This window comes from Paracoccus sigandri (assembly GCF_003709565.1).
GTDB lineage: Bacteria > Pseudomonadota > Alphaproteobacteria > Rhodobacterales > Rhodobacteraceae > Paracoccus > Paracoccus siganidrum.
On sequence record NZ_QNRC01000001.1, the window covers coordinates 120,027 to 137,341 of the forward strand.

Below are 17,315 nucleotides of genomic sequence, written 5' to 3' on the forward strand. Positions count from 1 at the left end.
CACGGCATGAAGAAGGGGGCAGAGGCATTCCGTTCGATCGGCGAAGTCGCCCGACTGATCGGTGTCGCGCCTCATGTGCTGCGCTATTGGGAGACGCAGTTCCCGCAGTTGAAACCGATGAAGCGCCCGGACGGACGGCGCTATTACCGCCCCGAGGATGTGCGGCTGGCCGCGGGCCTGTGCGAGGTCCTGCGCGAGGAGGGGCTGACGATCCGCGGCGCGAAGAAGATGCTGGCCCGCGACCGGGGCGAAGGCGTCCGGCAGCGCGGCGCCGCGCGCCTGGGCGAGGTGATGGGCGCCGGCCTGGCGGTCATGGACGCGACGGCCACCGAAGCCGCGGCCGAGCTTGCCACGCAGGCGGCCGAACCGGCCTGGGCCGCCGCCGCGGAGCTGGCGCCGGAACTGCGGCAGGCCCCGCAGATGGCTGAGGCAGAGGCCCCACCGTCACCTTCCGAAGATGAAATCGCCGACGGCGCCGGCAACGAGTCCGACCCTGCCGATGATCCCGCCGAACCGCCCAGCCACCCGCCCCGCGCGCGCCACCGGCGCAGGCGCCATGGCGCGGGCACCGCATCGCTGCCCTTGTTCCCGGACCTGGACGGCGCGGATGCCCCGGCGGCACCCTGGCTGGCACGGCTGGTCGCGGTCTCGACCGGTTTGCGCGCCCGGCATCCGCAGGCCCGGCATCACCGGTTTCACGCCGCCGCGTCGCGGCTGCGCGACGCCATCGCCGCGCTTGGCTGAAGGCCGCGCGGAAATTGACGCAGATTTCCGCAAGCTGGCCCTTGTGCAGCCCCTCCGGATCGCTCTATACGGTGCGCGTCGGGCCGTGGCGCAGCCTGGTTAGCGCGTCCGTCTGGGGGGCGGAAGGCCGCGAGTTCGAATCTCGCCGGCCCGACCATTCCGAAAACGCCCATCCCGTCGCGGGGTGGGCGTTTCCCTATCCACCGGCAAGGTTTTGGGGGAAGGCATGAACGGCGTCCTGCCTGACAGCGAGATCCGCAAGCTGATCGACTCGGGCGCCATCTCGGCCTCGCCCGCGATCATTCCCGAACAGGTCCAGCCCGCCAGCCTGGACCTGCGGCTGGGCAGGACCGCCTATCGGCTGCGCGCCAGCTTCCTGGCCGGGCGCGGGCGCCGCGTCACCGACAGGCTGGCGGATTTCCGGATGCACCAGATGGACCTGACCGATGGCGCGGTGCTGGAACGCGGCTGCGTCTATCTGGTCCCGCTGATGGAACGCTTGGCCCTGCCCGCCGGGCTGACGGCGGTGGCCAATGCGAAATCCTCGACCGGCCGGCTGGACCTGCTGACCCGGCTGGTCGCCGATGACGGCACCGAATTCGACCGCCTGCCCGACAGCTATGACGGCCCGCTCTATGCCGAGATCTGCCCGCGCAGCTTCTCGGTCCTGGTGCGGCCCGGCATGCGGCTGAACCAGCTGCGGCTGCGGCGCGGCCAGGCGATCCTCAGCGATGCCGAACTGGCCGAGCTGAACGCCCGCGAGCCGCTGGTCGGCGGCGAGGCGTTGATCGATCAGGGGCTGGGCTTCTCGGTCGACCTGCGGCCCGGATCGGGCGACCTGGTCGGCTATCGCGCCCGGCCGCATAGCGGGGTGATCGACCTGGACCGGATCGGCGCCTATGACGCGCGCGAGTTCTGGGACGAGCTGCGCACCACCGACGGCCGCCTGATCCTCGATCCCGGCGCCTTCTACATCCTGGTCAGCCGCGAATCGGTGGCGATCCCGGCCGACTGCGCCGCCGAGATGGCCCCCTACCTGGCCATGGTCGGCGAATTCCGCGTCCATTACGCCGGCTTCTTCGATCCGGGCTTCGGCATCGGCGAGGCGGGCCAGGGCGCGCGCGGCGTGCTGGAGGTCCGCTGCCACGAGGCGCCCTTCGTGCTGGAACATGGCCAGGTCGTCGGCCGCCTGGTCTATGAACGCATGGCGGCGCGGCCCGACCGGCTCTACGGCGCCGGAATCGCCTCGAACTACCAGGGCCAGGGCCTGAAACTGGCCAAGCAGTTCCGCTGACCACCCGAACCCTCCCGCCTTTCATCTTGGCGCAAATATCCTCGGGGGGTCCGGGGGGCGAAGCGCCCCCGGCGCCGGCGCCCGACTACAGCGGCTCCCCCTGCCACAGGCGCACCTTCAGCCCGCCATGGGCGACGACCGGGCCGGGCAGCAGGGGCAGGCCCGTCGCCCTCGCCAGCGCGGCCTCGCTGGTCACCAGGCCCACGCGCCAGCCCGCAAGCCGGCTGCGGAACAGCTCGCCCATCGTCGCATGAAGGCCGTAAAGCGGCCCCTTGTTGCCGATTCGCGTGCCATAGGGCGGGTTCACGATGACGATCCCCGGCACGCCCTCGGGGCGTTGCAGCTCGGCCAGCGGGCGGCAGTCGAAGCGGGTGAAATCCGCGACCCCGGCCCGTTCGGCATTGGCGCGGCTCATCCGGATCGCGCCGGCGTCGCGGTCGCTGCCGAAGAACTGCAAGGGCGGGATATGGGGCACGGCGCCCTGCCGCAGCGCCGCCCAGGCGCGCGGATCGAAGCTGGCCAGCTGCTCGAAGGCGAAGCCCCGCGACCGGCCCGGCGCCAGCCCCGCGGCGATTTCCGCCGCCTCGATCACGAAGGTGCCCGAGCCGCACATCGGGTCCAGCACTGGCTGGCTGCCGTCGAAGCCCATCTCGCGCAGGAACATCGCCGCCATGGTCTCGCGCATCGGGGCCTTGGCGACGGCCTCCTTGTGGCCGCGCTTGTGCAGCGATTCGCCGGTCGTATCGAGGCTGATCGTGACCAGGTCGTCCTCGATCCGCGCCTTCACCACGATGGCGGCGTCCGGGGCGAGGGGCGCGCCCAGTTCCTCGGCGATGGCGCGTTCGATCCTCTGGGTAGCGGCGCCGGCGTGATAGATGCGGCTGGCGCGGCAGGTCGTCTCGACCCTGACCGGCAGGTCGGGGCGCAGCACATCCGCCCAGGGGAATTTCCGCGCCCGCTTGTCCAGCTGCGCCAGGTGCAGCGCGCGGAAGGCGCCGATCCGCGCCAGGACCCGCGTGGCGCCACGCAGCATCAGGTTGGCGCGCCAGACATCCGGCCAGCCGCCGCGAATGGTCACGCCGCCGGGCTGGGTGACGGGATGCCAGCCAAGCGCGGCGACCTCCAGCGCCAGGGGCGCCTCCAGCCCCGGCGTGGCGACAAGGAAGATCTCGAAATCGGGTTCGTTGCTCATCGCCCGTCCCTACAGCATTCCGGCAATCCGTTGCATCGCCGAAATGCCGCAGATCCTTGTTCCTGCGCATTTCCGGACGGAGAACCCGCATCCCCTTTTCCCGGAAATGCCCAGACCCGCGCAGCCGGCCATGGCGAGGGGGATCAGCGGCCGATCCGGCGCGCCAGCCGGGCGGCCTGGCGGGCGCGCTTGACGGCCGCGCGGTTCTGCTGCGCCTGTTTGCGCTCGGCCGGCGAAGCGCCCCCCTTGCCGCCGGTCCGGGCCGCGCGGCCGACCCCCTTGTTGATGCCCCAGTTCACCGCGCGGCGGGTCAGCATCCGCGCGATCATGTTCAGAAGCTGGTTGAAGTTCATGGCCGCCCCCTAATCATCCTCGAACAGATCCTCGGCGGGATCCTCGGGACCGATGTCGTCATCGCCGGGCTGCGGCGCAAGGGGCATCGACATGCCCTCGCCCGGCGGGCGCGAATCCAGCAGGCCCGCCGCGCGCAATTCGGAGAGGCCAGGCAGGTCGCGGGCCGATTCCAGGCCGAAATGATCCAGGAAGGCCTCGGTGACCACGAAGGTCGCCGGCCGGCCCGGCGTCATCCGGCGGCGGCCCATGCGCACCCATTCCATCTCGATCAGCTGATCCAGCGTGCCGCGACTGACGGCGACGCCGCGGATCTCCTCGATCTCGGCGCGGGTGACGGGCTGGTGATAGGCGATGATCGCCAGCGTCTCGACCGCGGCGCGCGACAGGCGGCGGCTTTCGACCGTCTCGGCCTGCATCAGGAACGACAGGTCCGGCGCGGTGCGGAAGGCATAGCCGTCGCCGATGCGTTCGACCAGCACGCCGCGCCCCTCGTAGCGGCGGCGCAGCCCGGCCAGCGCCTCGGCCGCGTCGCAGCCCATGGGCAGGCGCGCGGCCAGGTCGCGCAGGCTGACCGGCTGGGCGGCGGCGAAGAGGATCGCCTCGACCATCCGCTCCTGCTCGGGCAGCGGCGGGGGCGGGAAGGCGGGCGCATCACCGCGGCGGGCGTCGTCCTGCGGGGCGTTGTCCTGGCTGAAGTCGGTCAGATCGGTCACGTCATTCGGGATCGGATGAGGGTTTGCGTCGATAGGCGATCGGGGCGAAGCTTTCGGACTGCCGTATCTCCAGCCGGCCCTGCCGCGCAAGCTCCAACGAGGCGGCGAAGGTCGCGGCGGTGGCCGAGCGGCGGCGCTTGCCGTCGCTTTCCCAGCCGTCGGGCAGGAAATCGGCCAGGTCGGTCCAGTCGCCGGCGAAACCGATCAGCTTGCGCATCCGGTCCAGCGCCTGTTCCATGGTGAAGACGTCCTGGCGGTCGAAGGCATAGGGCCGGAATTCGTCGCGGGTGCGCAGCCTTGCATAGGCGCGCATCAGGTCGATCAGCCCGGCCTGCCATTCGGTGCGCCGCTTGCGGGCGATGGCCTGCGGCTCGCCGCGCGAGAAGCGGCTGATGCCCAGCCGGTCGCGGCCCATCAGCCGTTCCGCCGCCTGCCGCATCGCCTGCAGGCGCTCCAGCTGGAAGGCCAGATGGGCGGCCATGTCCTCGGCGCTGGGGCCCTCGGCCTCGGGGTCGGGGGGCAGCAGCAGGCGCGATTTCAGGAAGGCCAGCCAGGCGGCCATGACCAGGTAGTCGGCGGCCAGCTCGATGCGCAGGGCGCGGGCCTGTTCGACGAAGACCAGATATTGCTCGGCCAGGTGCAGGACCGAGATCTTCATCAGGTCGACCTTCTGGGTCCGCGCCAGTGTCAGAAGCAGGTCCAGCGGCCCCTCATAGCCCTCGACATCGACGATCAGCGCCTCTTCCGCGCGGCGCTGCGCGACCGAGTCGGCATCGAAGCCCTGGGGCGCCGCATCGGGCACCGGCTTCAGATAGGGGATGTCGCTCGGCGGTCGGGCCACGAAGTCTCCGAAGGGTTGCGTCAGGCTGACAGGGTCCGTGCAAGCCGGGCCCGAGTCAAGCGTCGCGGCGTTGCGGGGGCTGTCCGCCCCCGTCCCTGCGGGACTCCCCCGAGGGTATTTCGGCAACGAAGAAGCGGCGGGTCAGGCGGTGGCGGCGGTGAGGGCGCGCCATTCGGCCATCAGCGCGGCGCGGTCGAAGGCGGCGGGCGGGCGGCGCAGGGCCAGCGCGGCGGCGGCGCGGCGGCGGGCCTGGGGGGACATGGGGCCGGCGGCGGCCACCACGGGCTCCATCTCGGCGATCGTGCCGTTGCAATGCAGGACCAGGTCGCAGCCGGCGGCGATCGAGGCCCTGGCGCGTTCGGGTTCGGAGCCGGCCAGCGCGTTCATGGTGATGTCGTCGGTCATCAGCAGGCCGTCGAAGCCGATCCGGTCGCGGATCAGCGCGATCATCCGCGCCGAGGCGGTGGCCGGCGCGTCGTCCAGCGCGGTGAAGCGGATATGGGCAGTCATGCCCATCGGCAGGTCGCAAAGCGCGCGGAACGGGGCGAAATCCAGCGATTCCAGGTCCGCCGGGTCGGCCGTCACCATGGGCAGGCCGTGATGGCTGTCGGCGATGGCGCGGCCGTGGCCGGGCATGTGCTTCATCACCGGCAGTACGCCCGCCGCCAGGAGCCCGTCCGCCGCCGCGCGGCCAAGGGTGGCGACGGTTTCGGGGTCCGAGCCCAGGCAGCGGTTGCGCAGGAAGGGATGGGTGTCGGGCTGGGCCACGTCCAGCGTCGGCGCGCAATCCGAATCGATGCCGACGTCGCGCAGCTCGGCCCCGATCAGCGCATAGCGCAGCCACATCGCGCGCGCCCCCGCCCCGGCCTGGTCCAGCGGCGCCGGCCATTCCGTCCAGTGCGGCGCGCGCAGGCGCTGGACCCGGCCGCCCTCCTGGTCGGTGGTGATGAGAGCGTCGCGGCCCACCGCCTCGCGCAGCTCGCCGGTCAGGCGGCGCAGCTGGTCCGGGCTGTCGACGTTACGGGCGAAGAGGATGAAGCCCCAGGGATCGGCCGAGCGGAAGAAGTCCCGCTCGGACCGGGTCAGGGTGGTCCCGGCGATGCCGCCGAGGATGGTGGCGCTGGGGGTCACGTCCCGTGACGTCACTGGGCGGCGATGGGGATGCAGTCGGTGCCCCCCGCCTTCAGCGCGGCGCAGAATTCCTGCGCCTGGGCGCGGCTTTCGAAGCCGGCGGCGCGCAGGCGCCAGAAGGTGCGGCCATTGGCCTGGTGCTGCTGGATCACCTGGCCCTTGCCCGCGAACTGGCTGCCGAACTTGGCGGAGAGGCGGCTCCATTCGCTTTGCGCGATGGCGTTGCTGTCGAAGGCGCCGATCTGGACCAGCTGCGCGCCCGAACTAGGCTGGACCTGCTGCACCGGCTGCGGGGCCGGGGCCTGGGTCTGGGCTGCCTCGGGGGCCGGGGCCGGACGGGCGGCGGGGGCCGGCGCGGCAGCAGGCGCGGCATCGGTCCGGGTCGGGGCGGCGGGGGCGGCCGATGCGACGCGGGTTTCGCGCGGGCGCGGCGCCGGGCGGGTCGAGACCTGCAGGGCGGCCGGGTTCAGCGAGGATTGCGCCTCGGCCAGGGCGGCGGCGATGGCGTCGTCGGCGGGGGCGCCGTTCTCGTCGGTGACGATCTCGTTCAGCGCGCCTTCGCGGGCCGGGGCGTCGATGATCGCCGCCTGCGACACCGCGTCCTCGGCCGCGGCAAGCTGGGCGGCGGCCGCCGCGGCGGCCTCGGCCAGGGCCTGCGCCTCGCGGTCGGACATCGGCGTGATCGGTTCGCCGTCGAAGGTCAGCGGGATGTCCGAGGGATTGGACGGCTCGCGCGCGGTCGCGCCCAGCTCGCCCATCGCGACATCATCCGCGGCCAGATCGGTGGCCGGCGGCGCGATGGCCAGCTCCTGCGTCGGCACCGGCGCGGCGCCCGCCGCCACGGTGTTCACCGCAAGGCCGCTGTAATTGCTCAGCTCGCCGCCCGGCTCGTCGGGGGTGGTGCGCGCCTCGCCCTCGATGGCGCGGATCACCGGCACGCCCGAGACGTCGCGCGACACCAGCTGCCAGCCCCAGGCCAGAAGCCCGACCATCAGCCCGACCGAGGCCAGCGCGCCCAGGTAATGCGTCAGCCGCGCGATCCGGGCCGCGAAGCTGTCCTCGCCCGCGGGACCTTCCGCATAGCGCGGGTCCCCCTGATAGCCGGGTTCGGCCTCTTCCCATTCGCCGGAATCATAGGCGAACTCGCGACGCACCTTGTGACGCGAGAAAACGTAACCGCCTTCGCGGAAGTCCATCACTGCCATAGCCTGCCTGCCTGCCGGTTATTCCGGCTTAACGTTCACTGCTCTTCCTGCCCGGCAGAGGCGCCCGTTATTCAGCGCATTTCTTCAGCCGGCGTGACCCCCAAGATACCGAAACCGCTTGAAATGACAACGCCAACGGCCCGCACCAGCGCAATTTTTGCGCGCGTCGTGTCCGAATCGCCATCCTGGACGAAGCGCAGCGACGTGTCGTCATTGCCGCGATTCCACAGCGAATGCAGCTCTGACGCGATCTCGTAGAGGAAAAACGCGACCCGGTGCGGCTCGTGCGCGCGGGCGGCATGTTCGACCAGGCGCGGCCATTCGGCGACCTTGCGGGCAAGATCCAGCTCGGCCGGATGGGCGATGCGGGCCAGATCCGCCGACAGGAGCGACGAATCGGAGACGTCGATTCCGGCTTCCGCCGCGCGGCGCAGCACCGAATGGATCCGCGCGCTGGCATATTGCACATACCAGACCGGGTTGTCCTTCGACTGCTCCAGCACCTTGTCGAAATCGAAATCCAGCGCCGCGTCGTTCTTGCGGGTCAGCATGACGAAGCGGGTCACGTCGGCGCCCGCCTGTTCGACCACGTCGCGCAGGGTCACGAAGGTGCCGGCGCGCTTGGACATCTTGAAGGGCTCGCCGTTCTTGAAAAGCTTGACCAGCTGGATCAGCTTGATGTCCAGCGGCACGCGCCCGTTCGACAGCGCCCTGACCGCCGCCTGCATCCGCTTGACATAGCCGCCATGATCGGCGCCGAACACGTCGATCAGCGCGTCGAAGCCGCGGTCGATCTTGTCCCAGTGATAGGCGATGTCGGGGGCGAAATAGGTCCAGCTTCCGTCGGATTTCTGGATCGGCCGGTCCACGTCGTCGCCATGCGCGGTCGAGCGGAACAGCAGCTGCTCGCGTTCCTCCCAATCCTCGGGCAGCTTGCCCTTGGGCGGCTCCAGCACGCCGCGATAGATCAGGCCGGCGCCTTCCAGCCGGGCGATCGCCGCCTCGATCTGGCCGGTGCCATAGAGCGCCTTCTCGCTGGAATAGACATCCATCCGGACGCCGAGCGCCGCCAGGTCCTGACGGATCATCGCCATCATCGCCTGGGTCGCGAAGTCGCGGACCTCGGCCAGCCAGTCCTCCTCGGGGCGGTCCAGCAGGCTGTCGCCGTATTTCGCCTTCAGCGCCTCGCCGACCGGGATCAGATAGTCGCCGGGATACAGCCCCTCGCGGATCTCGGGCTCCAGCCCGTTGGCCTCGCGGTAACGCTCATAGGCGGAACGGGCCAGCACATCGACCTGCGCGCCGCCGTCGTTGATATAGTATTCGCGCGTGACCTCATGGCCGGAAAAGGCCAGCAGATTGGCCAGCGCATCGCCGAAGACCGCGCCGCGCACATGGCCGACATGCATCGGGCCGGTGGGGTTGGCGCTGACGAATTCCACGTTGACCTTCTGGCCGGCGCCGATCGCCGAGCGGCCATAATCCTTCCCCGCGCGGATCGCCTGCCCGATCACCTCGTGCCAGACCGAGGGCGCCAGGCGCAGGTTCAGGAAGCCCGGCCCCGCCACCTCGGCGGACAGGATCCGGTCGTCCGCCAGCCGCGCCGCCAGGCGTTCGGCGATGTCGCGCGGCTTCATGCCGGCGGGCTTGGCCAGCACCATCGCGGCATTGGTCGCCATGTCGCCATGGGCCGGATCGCGCGGCGGCTCGACCGTGACATTGGCGTAATCCAGGCCGGCCGGCAGTTCGCCCGCCTGCGTCATCTGGTCCAGCGCATCGGTAACTCGGCCGCGAAGATCGGTGAAAAGGTTCATCATGAGGCTTCCTGCTTGATTGCGCCGGGTTAACCGCTGGCCAAGGGAAAGGTCAACAGAAAGCCCGAATCGCACCCGAGAGGGGCCGGAATCGCGTGATCGCCGCGGGCCCGGCCGGGGCGCGATCGCCGCTGGCGGCATCGCGGTGACATCAAAGCCGCGATCTGACAGCCGAATCGGTCAAATTGTTGACCTTGCGCCGGGTTTGGTCTAGGCGGAGCGGGTCCCGCATCCGGCGGGAACAAGGCGGGGCGTGCGGAAATGCGTCCCAGACGGCCGCGCAGGCGCCGGAACCGGCGTTGCGGCATGGAACGCATCGCGTCGCAACGGCGCGGCACAATGGAAAGCCCCGAATGACGAAATTCTCCGACCTCAAGCTCGATCCCAAGGTTCTCAAGGCCGTCGCCGAGGCCGGGTACGAGAATCCGACCCCAATCCAGGCCGGGGCGATTCCCCCCGCGCTGGAAGGGCGGGACGTGCTTGGCATCGCGCAGACCGGCACCGGCAAGACCGCCAGCTTCACCCTGCCGATGATCACCCTGCTGGGCCGCGGCCGGGCGCGGGCGCGGATGCCGCGCTCGCTGGTGCTGTGCCCGACGCGCGAACTGGCCGCCCAGGTGGCCGAGAATTTCGACACCTATGCCAAGCACACCAAGCTGACCAAGGCGCTGTTGATCGGCGGCGTCAGCTTCGCCGAGCAGGACAAGCTGATCGACCGCGGCGTCGACGTGCTGATCGCCACGCCCGGCCGGCTTCTGGACCATTTCGAGCGCGGCAAGCTTCTGCTGACCGGCGTACAGATCATGGTCGTGGACGAGGCCGACCGGATGCTGGACATGGGCTTCATCCCGGATATCGAGCGGATCTTCCAGCTGACCCCCTTCACCCGCCAGACGCTGTTCTTCAGCGCCACCATGGCCCCCGAGATCGAGCGGATCACCAACACCTTCCTGCACGCGCCGGAACGGATCGAGGTCGCCCGCCAGGCCACGGCCAGCGAGACCATCACCCAGCGCCTGATCCAGCTGACGCCCACCCGCAAGGACCAGACCTCGAAGCAGAAGCGCGAACTCTTGCGCGCCGTGATCGACGCCGAGGGCGAGGCCCTGACCAACGCGATCATCTTCTGCAACCGCAAGACCGACGTGGACATCGTCGCCAAGTCGCTGAAAAAGCACGGCTATGACGCCTCGCCCATCCATGGCGACCTGGACCAGAGCCACCGGACGCGGACGCTGGACGGCTTCCGCGACGGCAAGCTGCGGCTCTTGGTGGCCTCGGACGTGGCGGCGCGCGGGCTGGACATCCCGGCGGTCAGCCATGTGCTGAACTTCGACCTGCCCAGCCATGCCGAGGATTACGTCCACCGCATCGGCCGCACCGGCCGCGCCGGCCGGCTGGGCACGGCGATCTCGATCTCGACCCCCGCCGACGAAAAGCTGCTGGCCGCGATCGAGAACCTGGTCAAGCAGACCCTGCCCCGCGTCGATGCCCCCGAGGGCTTCACCCCGACCGAATCCGCGACCTCGGCCCCGCGTCCGCGCGACGACCGCAAGGGCCCGCGCTCGGGCGGCCGCCGCCGCGATGGCCGCCGCGACGAGGAACGCAGCGAACGTCCCCGCGTGGAGGCGCCCGAGGAACAGCGCGCCGAGGCGCGTCCCGAACCCCGCCGCGAAGAACCGGCACGCGAGAATCGCGACAACCGCCGCGACCGTGACCGCGACGGCCATCGCCGGGGCCGCGGCCGCGACGAATCGCGCGGGCCGGCCATCGTCGGCATGGGCGATCATGTCCCGGAATTCATGCTGGTCGAGCTGCGCCGCGCCCTGATCAGCGCCGCATCCGGTCCCGACGACGCCCCCGAGACGCCCGAGGCGGCCCCGGCAGAGGCGGCGGCCGAGAAACCGGCCGCGAAGCCCAAGCGCACCCGCCGCCGCAAGGACAGCGCCGCGCCCGAGCCCGTTGCCGAGAATGCGGCGGCGGCGCCCGAAGCCCCGGTCGAAACCGTCGCGCCCGAAGCGGTGATCGAAGCGCCGGTCGAAGCCGTTGCCGATCCCATCGCCGCGCCCGAAGCGGCAGCCGAGCCGGCCGCCAAGCCCAAGCGCACCCGCCGCAAGAAGGCCGAGCCCGCCGAGGCAACGGAAGCCGCGCCCGCGCCCGAGGAGGCCCCGAAGCCGCGCCGAACCCGCAGCCGCAAGAAGCCCGAAGAGGCGGAAGCCCCTGCGGAAGCTGCCGCCGCCCCCGAGGCCGAAACGGCGGCCGAGCCCGAAAAGCCCAAACGCACCCGCCGCAAGAAGGTGGAAGCCCCGGCCGCGACCGAGGAAACCGCCGCCGAAGAACCGGCGCCCAAGCCGAAACGCACCCGGCGCAAGAAGGCCGAGGCCGGCCCCGACGACGCCGGGACCCCGGAAAACCCGGCCGAGAACGCCGCCGACGCCGAGGCGTGAGACCCGCGCCGATGCGCGACGAATTGCATCCGCCTCGCCTGCGCCGCCGGCGGCGCCCCCGGCTTCTCGAACTGATCCCCGACCTGGGGCTGGGCCTGGCGGCGGCGCTGGGTCTGGCCCCTTTCGGCATCTGGGGCGCGACGCTGGTCGCGCTGGCGGCGCTGACCTGGCGGCTGTCGCAGGCCAGCCCCGGCCAGGCCTTCTGGCACGCGCTGGCGGCGGGCCTGGGCTGGTTCGGCCTCGGCCTCGTCTGGATCGTCGAGCCGTTCCTGGTCGAGCCCGAGATCTACGGCTGGATGGCCCCCTTCGCGCTGGTGCTGATGGCGCTTGGCGGGGCGCTGTTCTGGGCGATCCCGGCATGGATCGCGACGCATCTCGGCCCTACGCGGCGGATGCGCGCCCTGGCGATCCCCGCCGCGCTGGTGCTGTCGGACTGGCTGCGCGGCTGGATCTTCACCGGCTTTCCCTGGGCGCTGGCCGGCCATGTCTGGATCGAGACGCCGGTCGCGCAGGCCGCGGCATGGACCGGCGCCATCGGCCTTTCCGCGCTGACCCTGGCGCTGGCCGCCCTGCCCGCGCTGCTGTGGCGCCCGGCGGAACGGCAGGTCTTCGGCTTCCTGCCCGGCATCCTGGTCGCCATCCTGGGCGGAAGCGCGATCTGGGCGGCGGGGCTTGCACGGCTGGCCCAGCCCGCCCCGCCCGACCGCGACGTGATGCTGCGCATCGTCCAGCCCAATGCCGAGCAGCACCTGAAATGGGACCCGGAATGGTCGCAGGTGTTCTTCGACCGGCTGATCACGCTGTCCGCCCAGCCCGGCCGCCGCGACCTGGTCATCTGGCCGGAAACCGCGGTCAACTTCCTGCTGGAGGACGCGGGCGGCATCGCCCCCTACATGGCCGAGGCCGCGGGCGCGCCGCTGCTGCTGGGCATCCAGCGGCGCCAGGACGGCCGCTATTACAACAGCCTCGCGGCGCTGGACCCGGCGGGCCGGACGACAGCGATCTACGACAAGTTCCACCTCGTCCCCTTCGGCGAATACATCCCCTGGGGCGACGCGATGGCCCGGATCGGCATCACCGCCTTCGCCGCCCAGGCCGGCCGCGGCTATTCGCCGGGCGACGGGCCGGCGCCGATGTCGCTGCCCGGCCTGCCCGCCTTCCAGCCGCTGATCTGCTACGAGGCGATCTTCCCGCAACATCCGCGCGCCCTGCCCCAGCGGCCGGAATGGCTGCTGCAGGCCACGAACGATGCCTGGTTCGGCCAGTTCTCGGGGCCCTACCAGCACCTGGCCCAGGCGCGGCTGCGCGCCATCGAAACCGGCCTGCCCCTGATCCGCGCCGCCAATACCGGCATCAGCGCGGTGATCGACCCCCATGGCCGCATCCGCGATTCGCTGGGGCTGGGACTGGAGGGCAGCATCGACGCCGCCCTGCCCGGCGCGCTGCCGCCGACCCGCTGGCTGGGCTGGGGACCAACGCCCGTGGTCATCCTGTCCCTGCTCGCCCTGGCCGGCGCCGCCGGGCCGCGCTTCGCGCGGCGCAAGGGGGGCGCTGCCCCCCGCCGCTGACGCGGCTCCCCCCGAGGTATTTTCAAGGAGTGCGAGGGGACAGGTCGCGAGGGCCCATGCCTCGCACTCCTTCCAAATACCTGCGGGGGTGAATTGGCCGCAGGCCAAGAGGGGGCGGCGAGCCCCCTTCGGGCCCGTCAGTCGCGGATGAAGCGGCTTTCCTTGACCTGGTCCCAGGCCCAGACCACCTCGGCCAGCCGATCCTCGTCCGAGCGGTCGCCACCATTCATGTCCGGGTGCAGGTCCTTGACCAGCGACTTGTATTGCTTGCGGATCTCGGCGCGGGTCCAGCTGTCCTTGGCTTCCAGGATCTCCAGCGCGCGCCGTTCCGTCGGCGGCAGCTTGCGGCTGACCTTGGCCCGCGCCTCGGGCGAGGTGCCGTTGGCGCCGAGGATCTCCAGCGGATCGCTGACCCCGTGGCGCGCCCATGCCTGTTCCTGCGCCGCCCGGCCGAAGGGCTTGGTCGGGCGTTCCCAGACGGTGGCGTTCGACAGGAACTCCTGGAACTCCTCTTCCGACTGGCCCTGGAAATAGTTCCAGTTCAGGTTGTATTCGCGCACATGGTCCTTGCAGAACCAGAAATAGTCGTCGAGGTTGCGCGGGCTTTTCGGCGCGCGGTACTGGCCCGGCTGGTCGCAGCCCTGCTTGTCGCAGCGCCGGGTCGAGGTCTCGAACGCGCCCGACATCCCCCGCCTGCCCTTGGCGCGGCGTTTCTTGTCCTTCGCGGCCGAAAGATCGAAATCGAACGGGTCGTTACTGCTCATGTCGGGGCACCTTTGCGACTCGGGACCGGGAGTTTAGGCTATTTCGCGGAACATGAAAGGTCTTGACGGAGATTGACGATGATCGCGGATGACATGCGCGCGAGGCTGGCCGCCCTGAACCCCACCCGGCTGGAGGTGATCGACGAAAGCGAGAGCCATCGCGGCCATGCCGGATTCCGCGAGGGGGGCGAAAGCCATTTCCGCATCCGCATGGCCAGCGCCGCCTTTGCCGGGCTGGGCCGCCTGGAGCGCCACCGGCTGATTCACCGGACCCTTGGCGACATCGTGCCGCGCATCCACGCCCTGGCGCTGGAGCTTGCCGAAAGCTGAGCCGTTAGCGCCGACAGGCTTGTCGGGCCGCGGGGCGGCGCGTAGAAGCCGCGACAGATCACGGGACAGGAAGGAACTTGCCGATGACCACGCCCAAGGATTTCAACGACCGCCTGTTGTCGCTCGGGCTGGCCCGTGTCAGCGAGGCCGCGGCCCATGCCTCGGCCCGGCTGATCGGCCGCGGGGACGAGAAGGCCGCCGATCAGGCCGCCGTCAACGCCATGCGCGATCAGCTGAACATGCTGGACATCAAGGGCGTCGTGGTCATCGGCGAGGGCGAGCGCGACGAGGCTCCGATGCTGTTCATCGGCGAGGAGGTCGGCAGCGGCGAAGGCCCCGAGGTCGACATCGCGCTGGACCCGCTGGAAGGCACCACCCTGACCGCCAAGGACATGCCGAACGCCCTGACCGTGATCGCCATGGCGCCGCGCGGCACGCTGCTGCACGCGCCCGATGTCTACATGGACAAGCTGGCCATCGGGCCGGGCTATCCCAGGGACGTGGTCAGCCTGGACATGTCGCCCTCGGAACGGGTCCGCGCCCTGGCCAAGGCCGGCGGTGTCAAGGACAGCGACATCACCGTCTGCATCCTGGAACGCCCCCGGCACGAGGATCTGGTGGCCGAGGTCCGCTCGACCGGGGCCGCGATCCGGCTGATCACCGATGGCGACGTGGCCGGCGTGATCCATTGCGCCGAGGCCGAGCTGACCGGTATCGACATGTATATGGGCTCGGGCGGCGCGCCCGAGGGGGTGCTGGCGGCCTCGGCGCTGAAATGCATGGGCGGGCAGATGTGGGGCCGGCTGCTGTTTCGCAACGACGACGAAAGGGGCCGCGCGGCCAAGGCCGGCATCACCGACCTGGACCGGGTCTATTCGCGCGACGAGATGGTGACGGCGGACGTGATCTTCGCCGCGACCGGCGTGACCAACGGCTCGATCCTGGCCGGCGTCAAGCGCGAGCCCCATTACCTGCAGACCGAGACCATCCTGATGCGTTCCAAGACCGGCTCGGTCCGCCGGATGATCTATCGCAACCCGATCCGCTAGGCGGGAGGAAGAAGGGGGCGCTGCCCCCGTCCCTGCGGGACTCCCCCGGGTATTTGGGCAACGAAGAAGAGGCAGGCTTGGCATTTCTGGGAATCGATTCCTCGCTTTCCGGGCGGCGCTGGACCGGCCCCGACCCGGCGCTGGAGCGCCTGGCCGAGGGGCTGGCGCAGCAGGCCGCCCTGCCCCTGGCGGTCGCCCGCGTCCTGGCCGAACGCGGCGTCCCCGCCGAGGAGGCGCCGGGCTTCCTGACGCCGAAACTGCGCGACCTGCTGCCCGACCCGCTGAACCTGCGCGACATGGCGCCGGCTGCCGAACGGCTGGTCGAGGGTGCCGTCAAGGGCCAGCGGATCGCGATCTTCGCCGATTACGATGTCGATGGCGGCGCTTCGGCCGCGCTGCTGCTGGACTGGCTGCGGCAGTTGGGGCAGCGGGCGACGCTTTATGTCCCCGACCGCATCGACGAGGGTTACGGCCCCAATCCCGCCGCCATGGCCGGCCTTGCCGCCGCCCATGACCTGATCGTCTGCGTCGATTGCGGCACGCTGGCGCATGAGGCGCTGGCCGCCGCCGAGGGCACGGACGTGCTGGTGCTGGACCATCACCTGGGCGCCGAGACCCTGCCCCCCGCGCTGGCCGTGGTGAACCCGAACCGCGCCGACGAGGATGGCGCGCTGGGACATCTCTGCGCCGCGGGCGTGGTCTTCCTGGTGCTGGTGCAGGCGGGCCGGGTGCTGCGAAACATGGGCCGGGCCGAGCCCGACCTGATGTCGATGCTGGACCTGGTGGCGCTGGCGACGGTGGCCGATGTCGCGCCGCTGACCGGCGTCAACCGCGCCTTCGTGCGGCAGGGCCTGTCGGTCATGGCGCGCCGCCAGCGGGCCGGGCTGGTGGCGCTGTCCGACCTGGCGCGGCTGGACGGCCCGCCCAACAGCTTCCACCTGGGCTTCCTGCTGGGCCCGCGCATCAATGCCGGCGGCCGGGTCGGGCGCGCCGACCTGGGCGCGCGCTGCCTTGCCGCCACCGACCCGCGCGAGGCCGAGGGACTGGCCGCCGAACTGGACGCGCTGAACCGCGACCGCCGCGCCATCGAGGCCGCGGTCCGCGACGAGGCGCTGGCCCAGGTCGAGGCGCGCGACGACGGCCGCCTTTCCTGGGCCGCGGCCGAGGGCTGGCATCCCGGCGTGGTCGGCATCGTCGCCGCCCGCCTCAAGGAGGCGACCGACCTGCCCGCGGTGGTGATCGGCATCGAGAACGGCATCGGCAAGGGCTCGGCCCGCTCGGTCCCCGGCGTCGATCTGGGCCGGGCGATCCAGCGGCTGGCCTCGGAAGGGCTGCTGCTGAAGGGCGGCGGCCACGAGATGGCGGCCGGCCTGACCGTCGAGGCCGCGAAGATCGCTCCGGCGATGGAGCGCCTGTCGGAACTGCTGTCCCGCGACCTGGACGCGCGCAGCACCGGCCGCGAGCTGCGCATCTCGGGCCTGCTGGAACCCTCGGGCGCCAATGCCGAGATGTTCCGCCTGCTGGAAGACGCGGGCCCCTTCGGCCAGGCCGCCCCCGCCCCCCGCTTCGCCTTCGCCGACCAGCTGATCGACAGCGCCGGAACGATGGGCGACAGCCACCTGCGGCTCAGCTTCCGCAGCCCCGGCAGCGCCCCGATCGAGGCCGTCGCCTGGGGGGCGATGACCGGGCCGCTGGGGCCGGGCCTGATCGGCGCGAAAGGCCGCCGCTTCCACCTGGCGGGCAAGCTGGAACTCTCCACCTGGGGCGGGCGCGAACGCCTGCGCCTGCGGCTCGACGACGCCGCCCCGGCCTGATCGCGCTTCTTCGTTGGGAAAATACCCCGCAGGGGGTCCGGGGGATGTGAAATCC

General features: G+C 71.1%; 15 protein-coding genes and 1 tRNA gene. 8 read left to right on the plus strand and 8 right to left on the minus strand.

Features of this window, described 5'->3' with window-relative positions; genetic code table 11:
- The first annotated feature begins 6 nt into the window (after positions 1-6).
- The 3 genes from C9E82_RS00700 (at position 7) to C9E82_RS00710 (ending at position 2,038) form a co-directional block, all read left to right on the plus strand.
- Positions 7-744: a MerR family transcriptional regulator gene (locus C9E82_RS00700; protein WP_119900799.1), complete on the plus strand. Its 738-nt coding sequence runs from the start codon at positions 7-9 to the stop codon at positions 742-744.
- Between the two features lie 79 nt (positions 745-823).
- Positions 824-901, plus strand: a tRNA-Pro gene (locus C9E82_RS00705).
- Between the two features lie 69 nt (positions 902-970).
- Positions 971-2,038: a 2'-deoxycytidine 5'-triphosphate deaminase gene (locus C9E82_RS00710; RefSeq protein ID WP_119900798.1), complete on the plus strand. Its 1,068-nt coding sequence runs from the start codon at positions 971-973 to the stop codon at positions 2,036-2,038.
- 85 nt (positions 2,039-2,123) lie between these two features.
- Here the strand turns inward: C9E82_RS00710 and C9E82_RS00715 are convergent, their stop codons facing one another.
- The 7 genes from C9E82_RS00715 to argS form a co-directional block, all read right to left on the minus strand.
- Positions 2,124-3,230: a THUMP domain-containing class I SAM-dependent RNA methyltransferase gene (locus tag C9E82_RS00715; protein ID WP_119900797.1), complete on the minus strand. Its 1,107-nt coding sequence runs from the start codon at positions 3,228-3,230 to the stop codon at positions 2,124-2,126.
- Between the two features lie 143 nt (positions 3,231-3,373).
- Positions 3,374-3,583, minus strand: a complete 210-nt coding sequence (locus C9E82_RS00720; RefSeq protein WP_119900796.1) for a hypothetical protein — start codon at positions 3,581-3,583, stop codon at positions 3,374-3,376.
- Positions 3,584-3,592: 9 nt separating this feature from the next.
- Positions 3,593-4,192 carry an SMC-Scp complex subunit ScpB gene (gene scpB / locus C9E82_RS00725; RefSeq protein ID WP_122449176.1) on the minus strand — a complete coding sequence of 200 codons (600 nt, stop codon included), beginning with the start codon at positions 4,190-4,192 and terminating at the stop codon, positions 3,593-3,595.
- 106 nt (positions 4,193-4,298) lie between these two features.
- Positions 4,299-5,099 (minus strand): segregation and condensation protein A, encoded by an 801-nt coding sequence (locus C9E82_RS00730; RefSeq protein ID WP_119901256.1) that lies wholly within the window; start codon positions 5,097-5,099, stop codon positions 4,299-4,301.
- A 180-nt stretch (positions 5,100-5,279) separates the two neighbouring features.
- Entirely contained in the window at positions 5,280-6,269 is a 990-nt protein-coding gene (locus C9E82_RS00735; protein WP_122449166.1) for a glycoside hydrolase family 3 N-terminal domain-containing protein, read from the minus strand.
- Between the two features lie 11 nt (positions 6,270-6,280).
- A complete protein-coding gene (locus tag C9E82_RS00740; protein WP_122449167.1) occupies positions 6,281-7,474 on the minus strand; it encodes an SPOR domain-containing protein in 1,194 nt (397 codons plus the stop codon).
- A 71-nt stretch (positions 7,475-7,545) separates the two neighbouring features.
- Positions 7,546-9,288 (minus strand): arginine--tRNA ligase, encoded by a 1,743-nt coding sequence (argS, locus tag C9E82_RS00745; RefSeq protein ID WP_119898469.1) that lies wholly within the window; start codon positions 9,286-9,288, stop codon positions 7,546-7,548.
- A 353-nt stretch (positions 9,289-9,641) separates the two neighbouring features.
- Here argS and C9E82_RS00750 point away from each other — a divergent pair, with 353 nt between their 5' ends.
- Together C9E82_RS00750 and lnt are read left to right on the plus strand one after the other, a co-directional pair.
- Complete coding sequence (locus C9E82_RS00750; RefSeq protein WP_119898443.1) at positions 9,642-11,735, plus strand: DEAD/DEAH box helicase; 2,094 nt, start codon at positions 9,642-9,644, stop codon at positions 11,733-11,735.
- 11 nt (positions 11,736-11,746) lie between these two features.
- Positions 11,747-13,303, plus strand: coding sequence for an apolipoprotein N-acyltransferase (gene lnt, locus C9E82_RS00755; protein ID WP_119898444.1), 1,557 nt, complete (start codon positions 11,747-11,749; stop codon positions 13,301-13,303).
- A gap of 137 nt (positions 13,304-13,440) precedes the next feature.
- Here the strand turns inward: lnt and C9E82_RS00760 are convergent, their stop codons facing one another.
- Positions 13,441-14,067, minus strand: coding sequence for a J domain-containing protein (locus tag C9E82_RS00760; protein ID WP_119898445.1), 627 nt, complete (start codon positions 14,065-14,067; stop codon positions 13,441-13,443).
- Between the two features lie 78 nt (positions 14,068-14,145).
- Between C9E82_RS00760 and C9E82_RS00765 the strand changes: the two genes are divergently transcribed.
- The 3 genes from C9E82_RS00765 (at position 14,146) to recJ (ending at position 17,260) form a co-directional block, all read left to right on the plus strand.
- On the plus strand, positions 14,146-14,397 hold the full coding sequence (locus C9E82_RS00765) for a BolA family protein (RefSeq protein ID WP_119898446.1): 252 nt from the start codon (positions 14,146-14,148) through the stop codon (positions 14,395-14,397).
- Positions 14,398-14,480: 83 nt separating this feature from the next.
- The gene (gene glpX, locus C9E82_RS00770) at positions 14,481-15,446 is read left to right on the plus strand and encodes a class II fructose-bisphosphatase (protein ID WP_119898447.1); all 966 of its coding nucleotides are present in this window, start codon (positions 14,481-14,483) and stop codon (positions 15,444-15,446) included.
- 77 nt (positions 15,447-15,523) lie between these two features.
- Positions 15,524-17,260, plus strand: a complete 1,737-nt coding sequence (gene recJ / locus C9E82_RS00775) for a single-stranded-DNA-specific exonuclease RecJ (protein WP_119898448.1) — start codon at positions 15,524-15,526, stop codon at positions 17,258-17,260.
- Positions 17,261-17,315 lie beyond the last annotated feature (55 nt).

Bases quoted from the DNA above. Each gene is read 5' to 3' on its own strand.
- C9E82_RS00750 (WP_119898443.1), top strand. From the start codon at position 9,642: ATGACGAAATTCTCCGACCTCAAGCTCGATCCCAAGGTTCTCAAGGCC.
- C9E82_RS00760 (WP_119898445.1), bottom strand. From the start codon at position 14,067: ATGAGCAGTAACGACCCGTTCGATTTCGATCTTTCGGCCGCGAAGGAC.
- argS (WP_119898469.1), bottom strand. From the start codon at position 9,288: ATGAACCTTTTCACCGATCTTCGCGGCCGAGTTACCGATGCGCTGGAC.
- C9E82_RS00740 (WP_122449167.1), bottom strand. From the start codon at position 7,474: ATGGCAGTGATGGACTTCCGCGAAGGCGGTTACGTTTTCTCGCGTCAC.
- glpX (WP_119898447.1), top strand. From the start codon at position 14,481: ATGACCACGCCCAAGGATTTCAACGACCGCCTGTTGTCGCTCGGGCTG.
- scpB (WP_122449176.1), bottom strand. From the start codon at position 4,192: ATGGTCGAGGCGATCCTCTTCGCCGCCGCCCAGCCGGTCAGCCTGCGC.
- lnt (WP_119898444.1), top strand. From the start codon at position 11,747: ATGCGCGACGAATTGCATCCGCCTCGCCTGCGCCGCCGGCGGCGCCCC.
- C9E82_RS00715 (WP_119900797.1), bottom strand. From the start codon at position 3,230: ATGAGCAACGAACCCGATTTCGAGATCTTCCTTGTCGCCACGCCGGGG.
- C9E82_RS00765 (WP_119898446.1), top strand. From the start codon at position 14,146: ATGATCGCGGATGACATGCGCGCGAGGCTGGCCGCCCTGAACCCCACC.
- C9E82_RS00700 (WP_119900799.1), top strand. From the start codon at position 7: ATGAAGAAGGGGGCAGAGGCATTCCGTTCGATCGGCGAAGTCGCCCGA.
- C9E82_RS00710 (WP_119900798.1), top strand. From the start codon at position 971: ATGAACGGCGTCCTGCCTGACAGCGAGATCCGCAAGCTGATCGACTCG.
- C9E82_RS00720 (WP_119900796.1), bottom strand. From the start codon at position 3,583: ATGAACTTCAACCAGCTTCTGAACATGATCGCGCGGATGCTGACCCGC.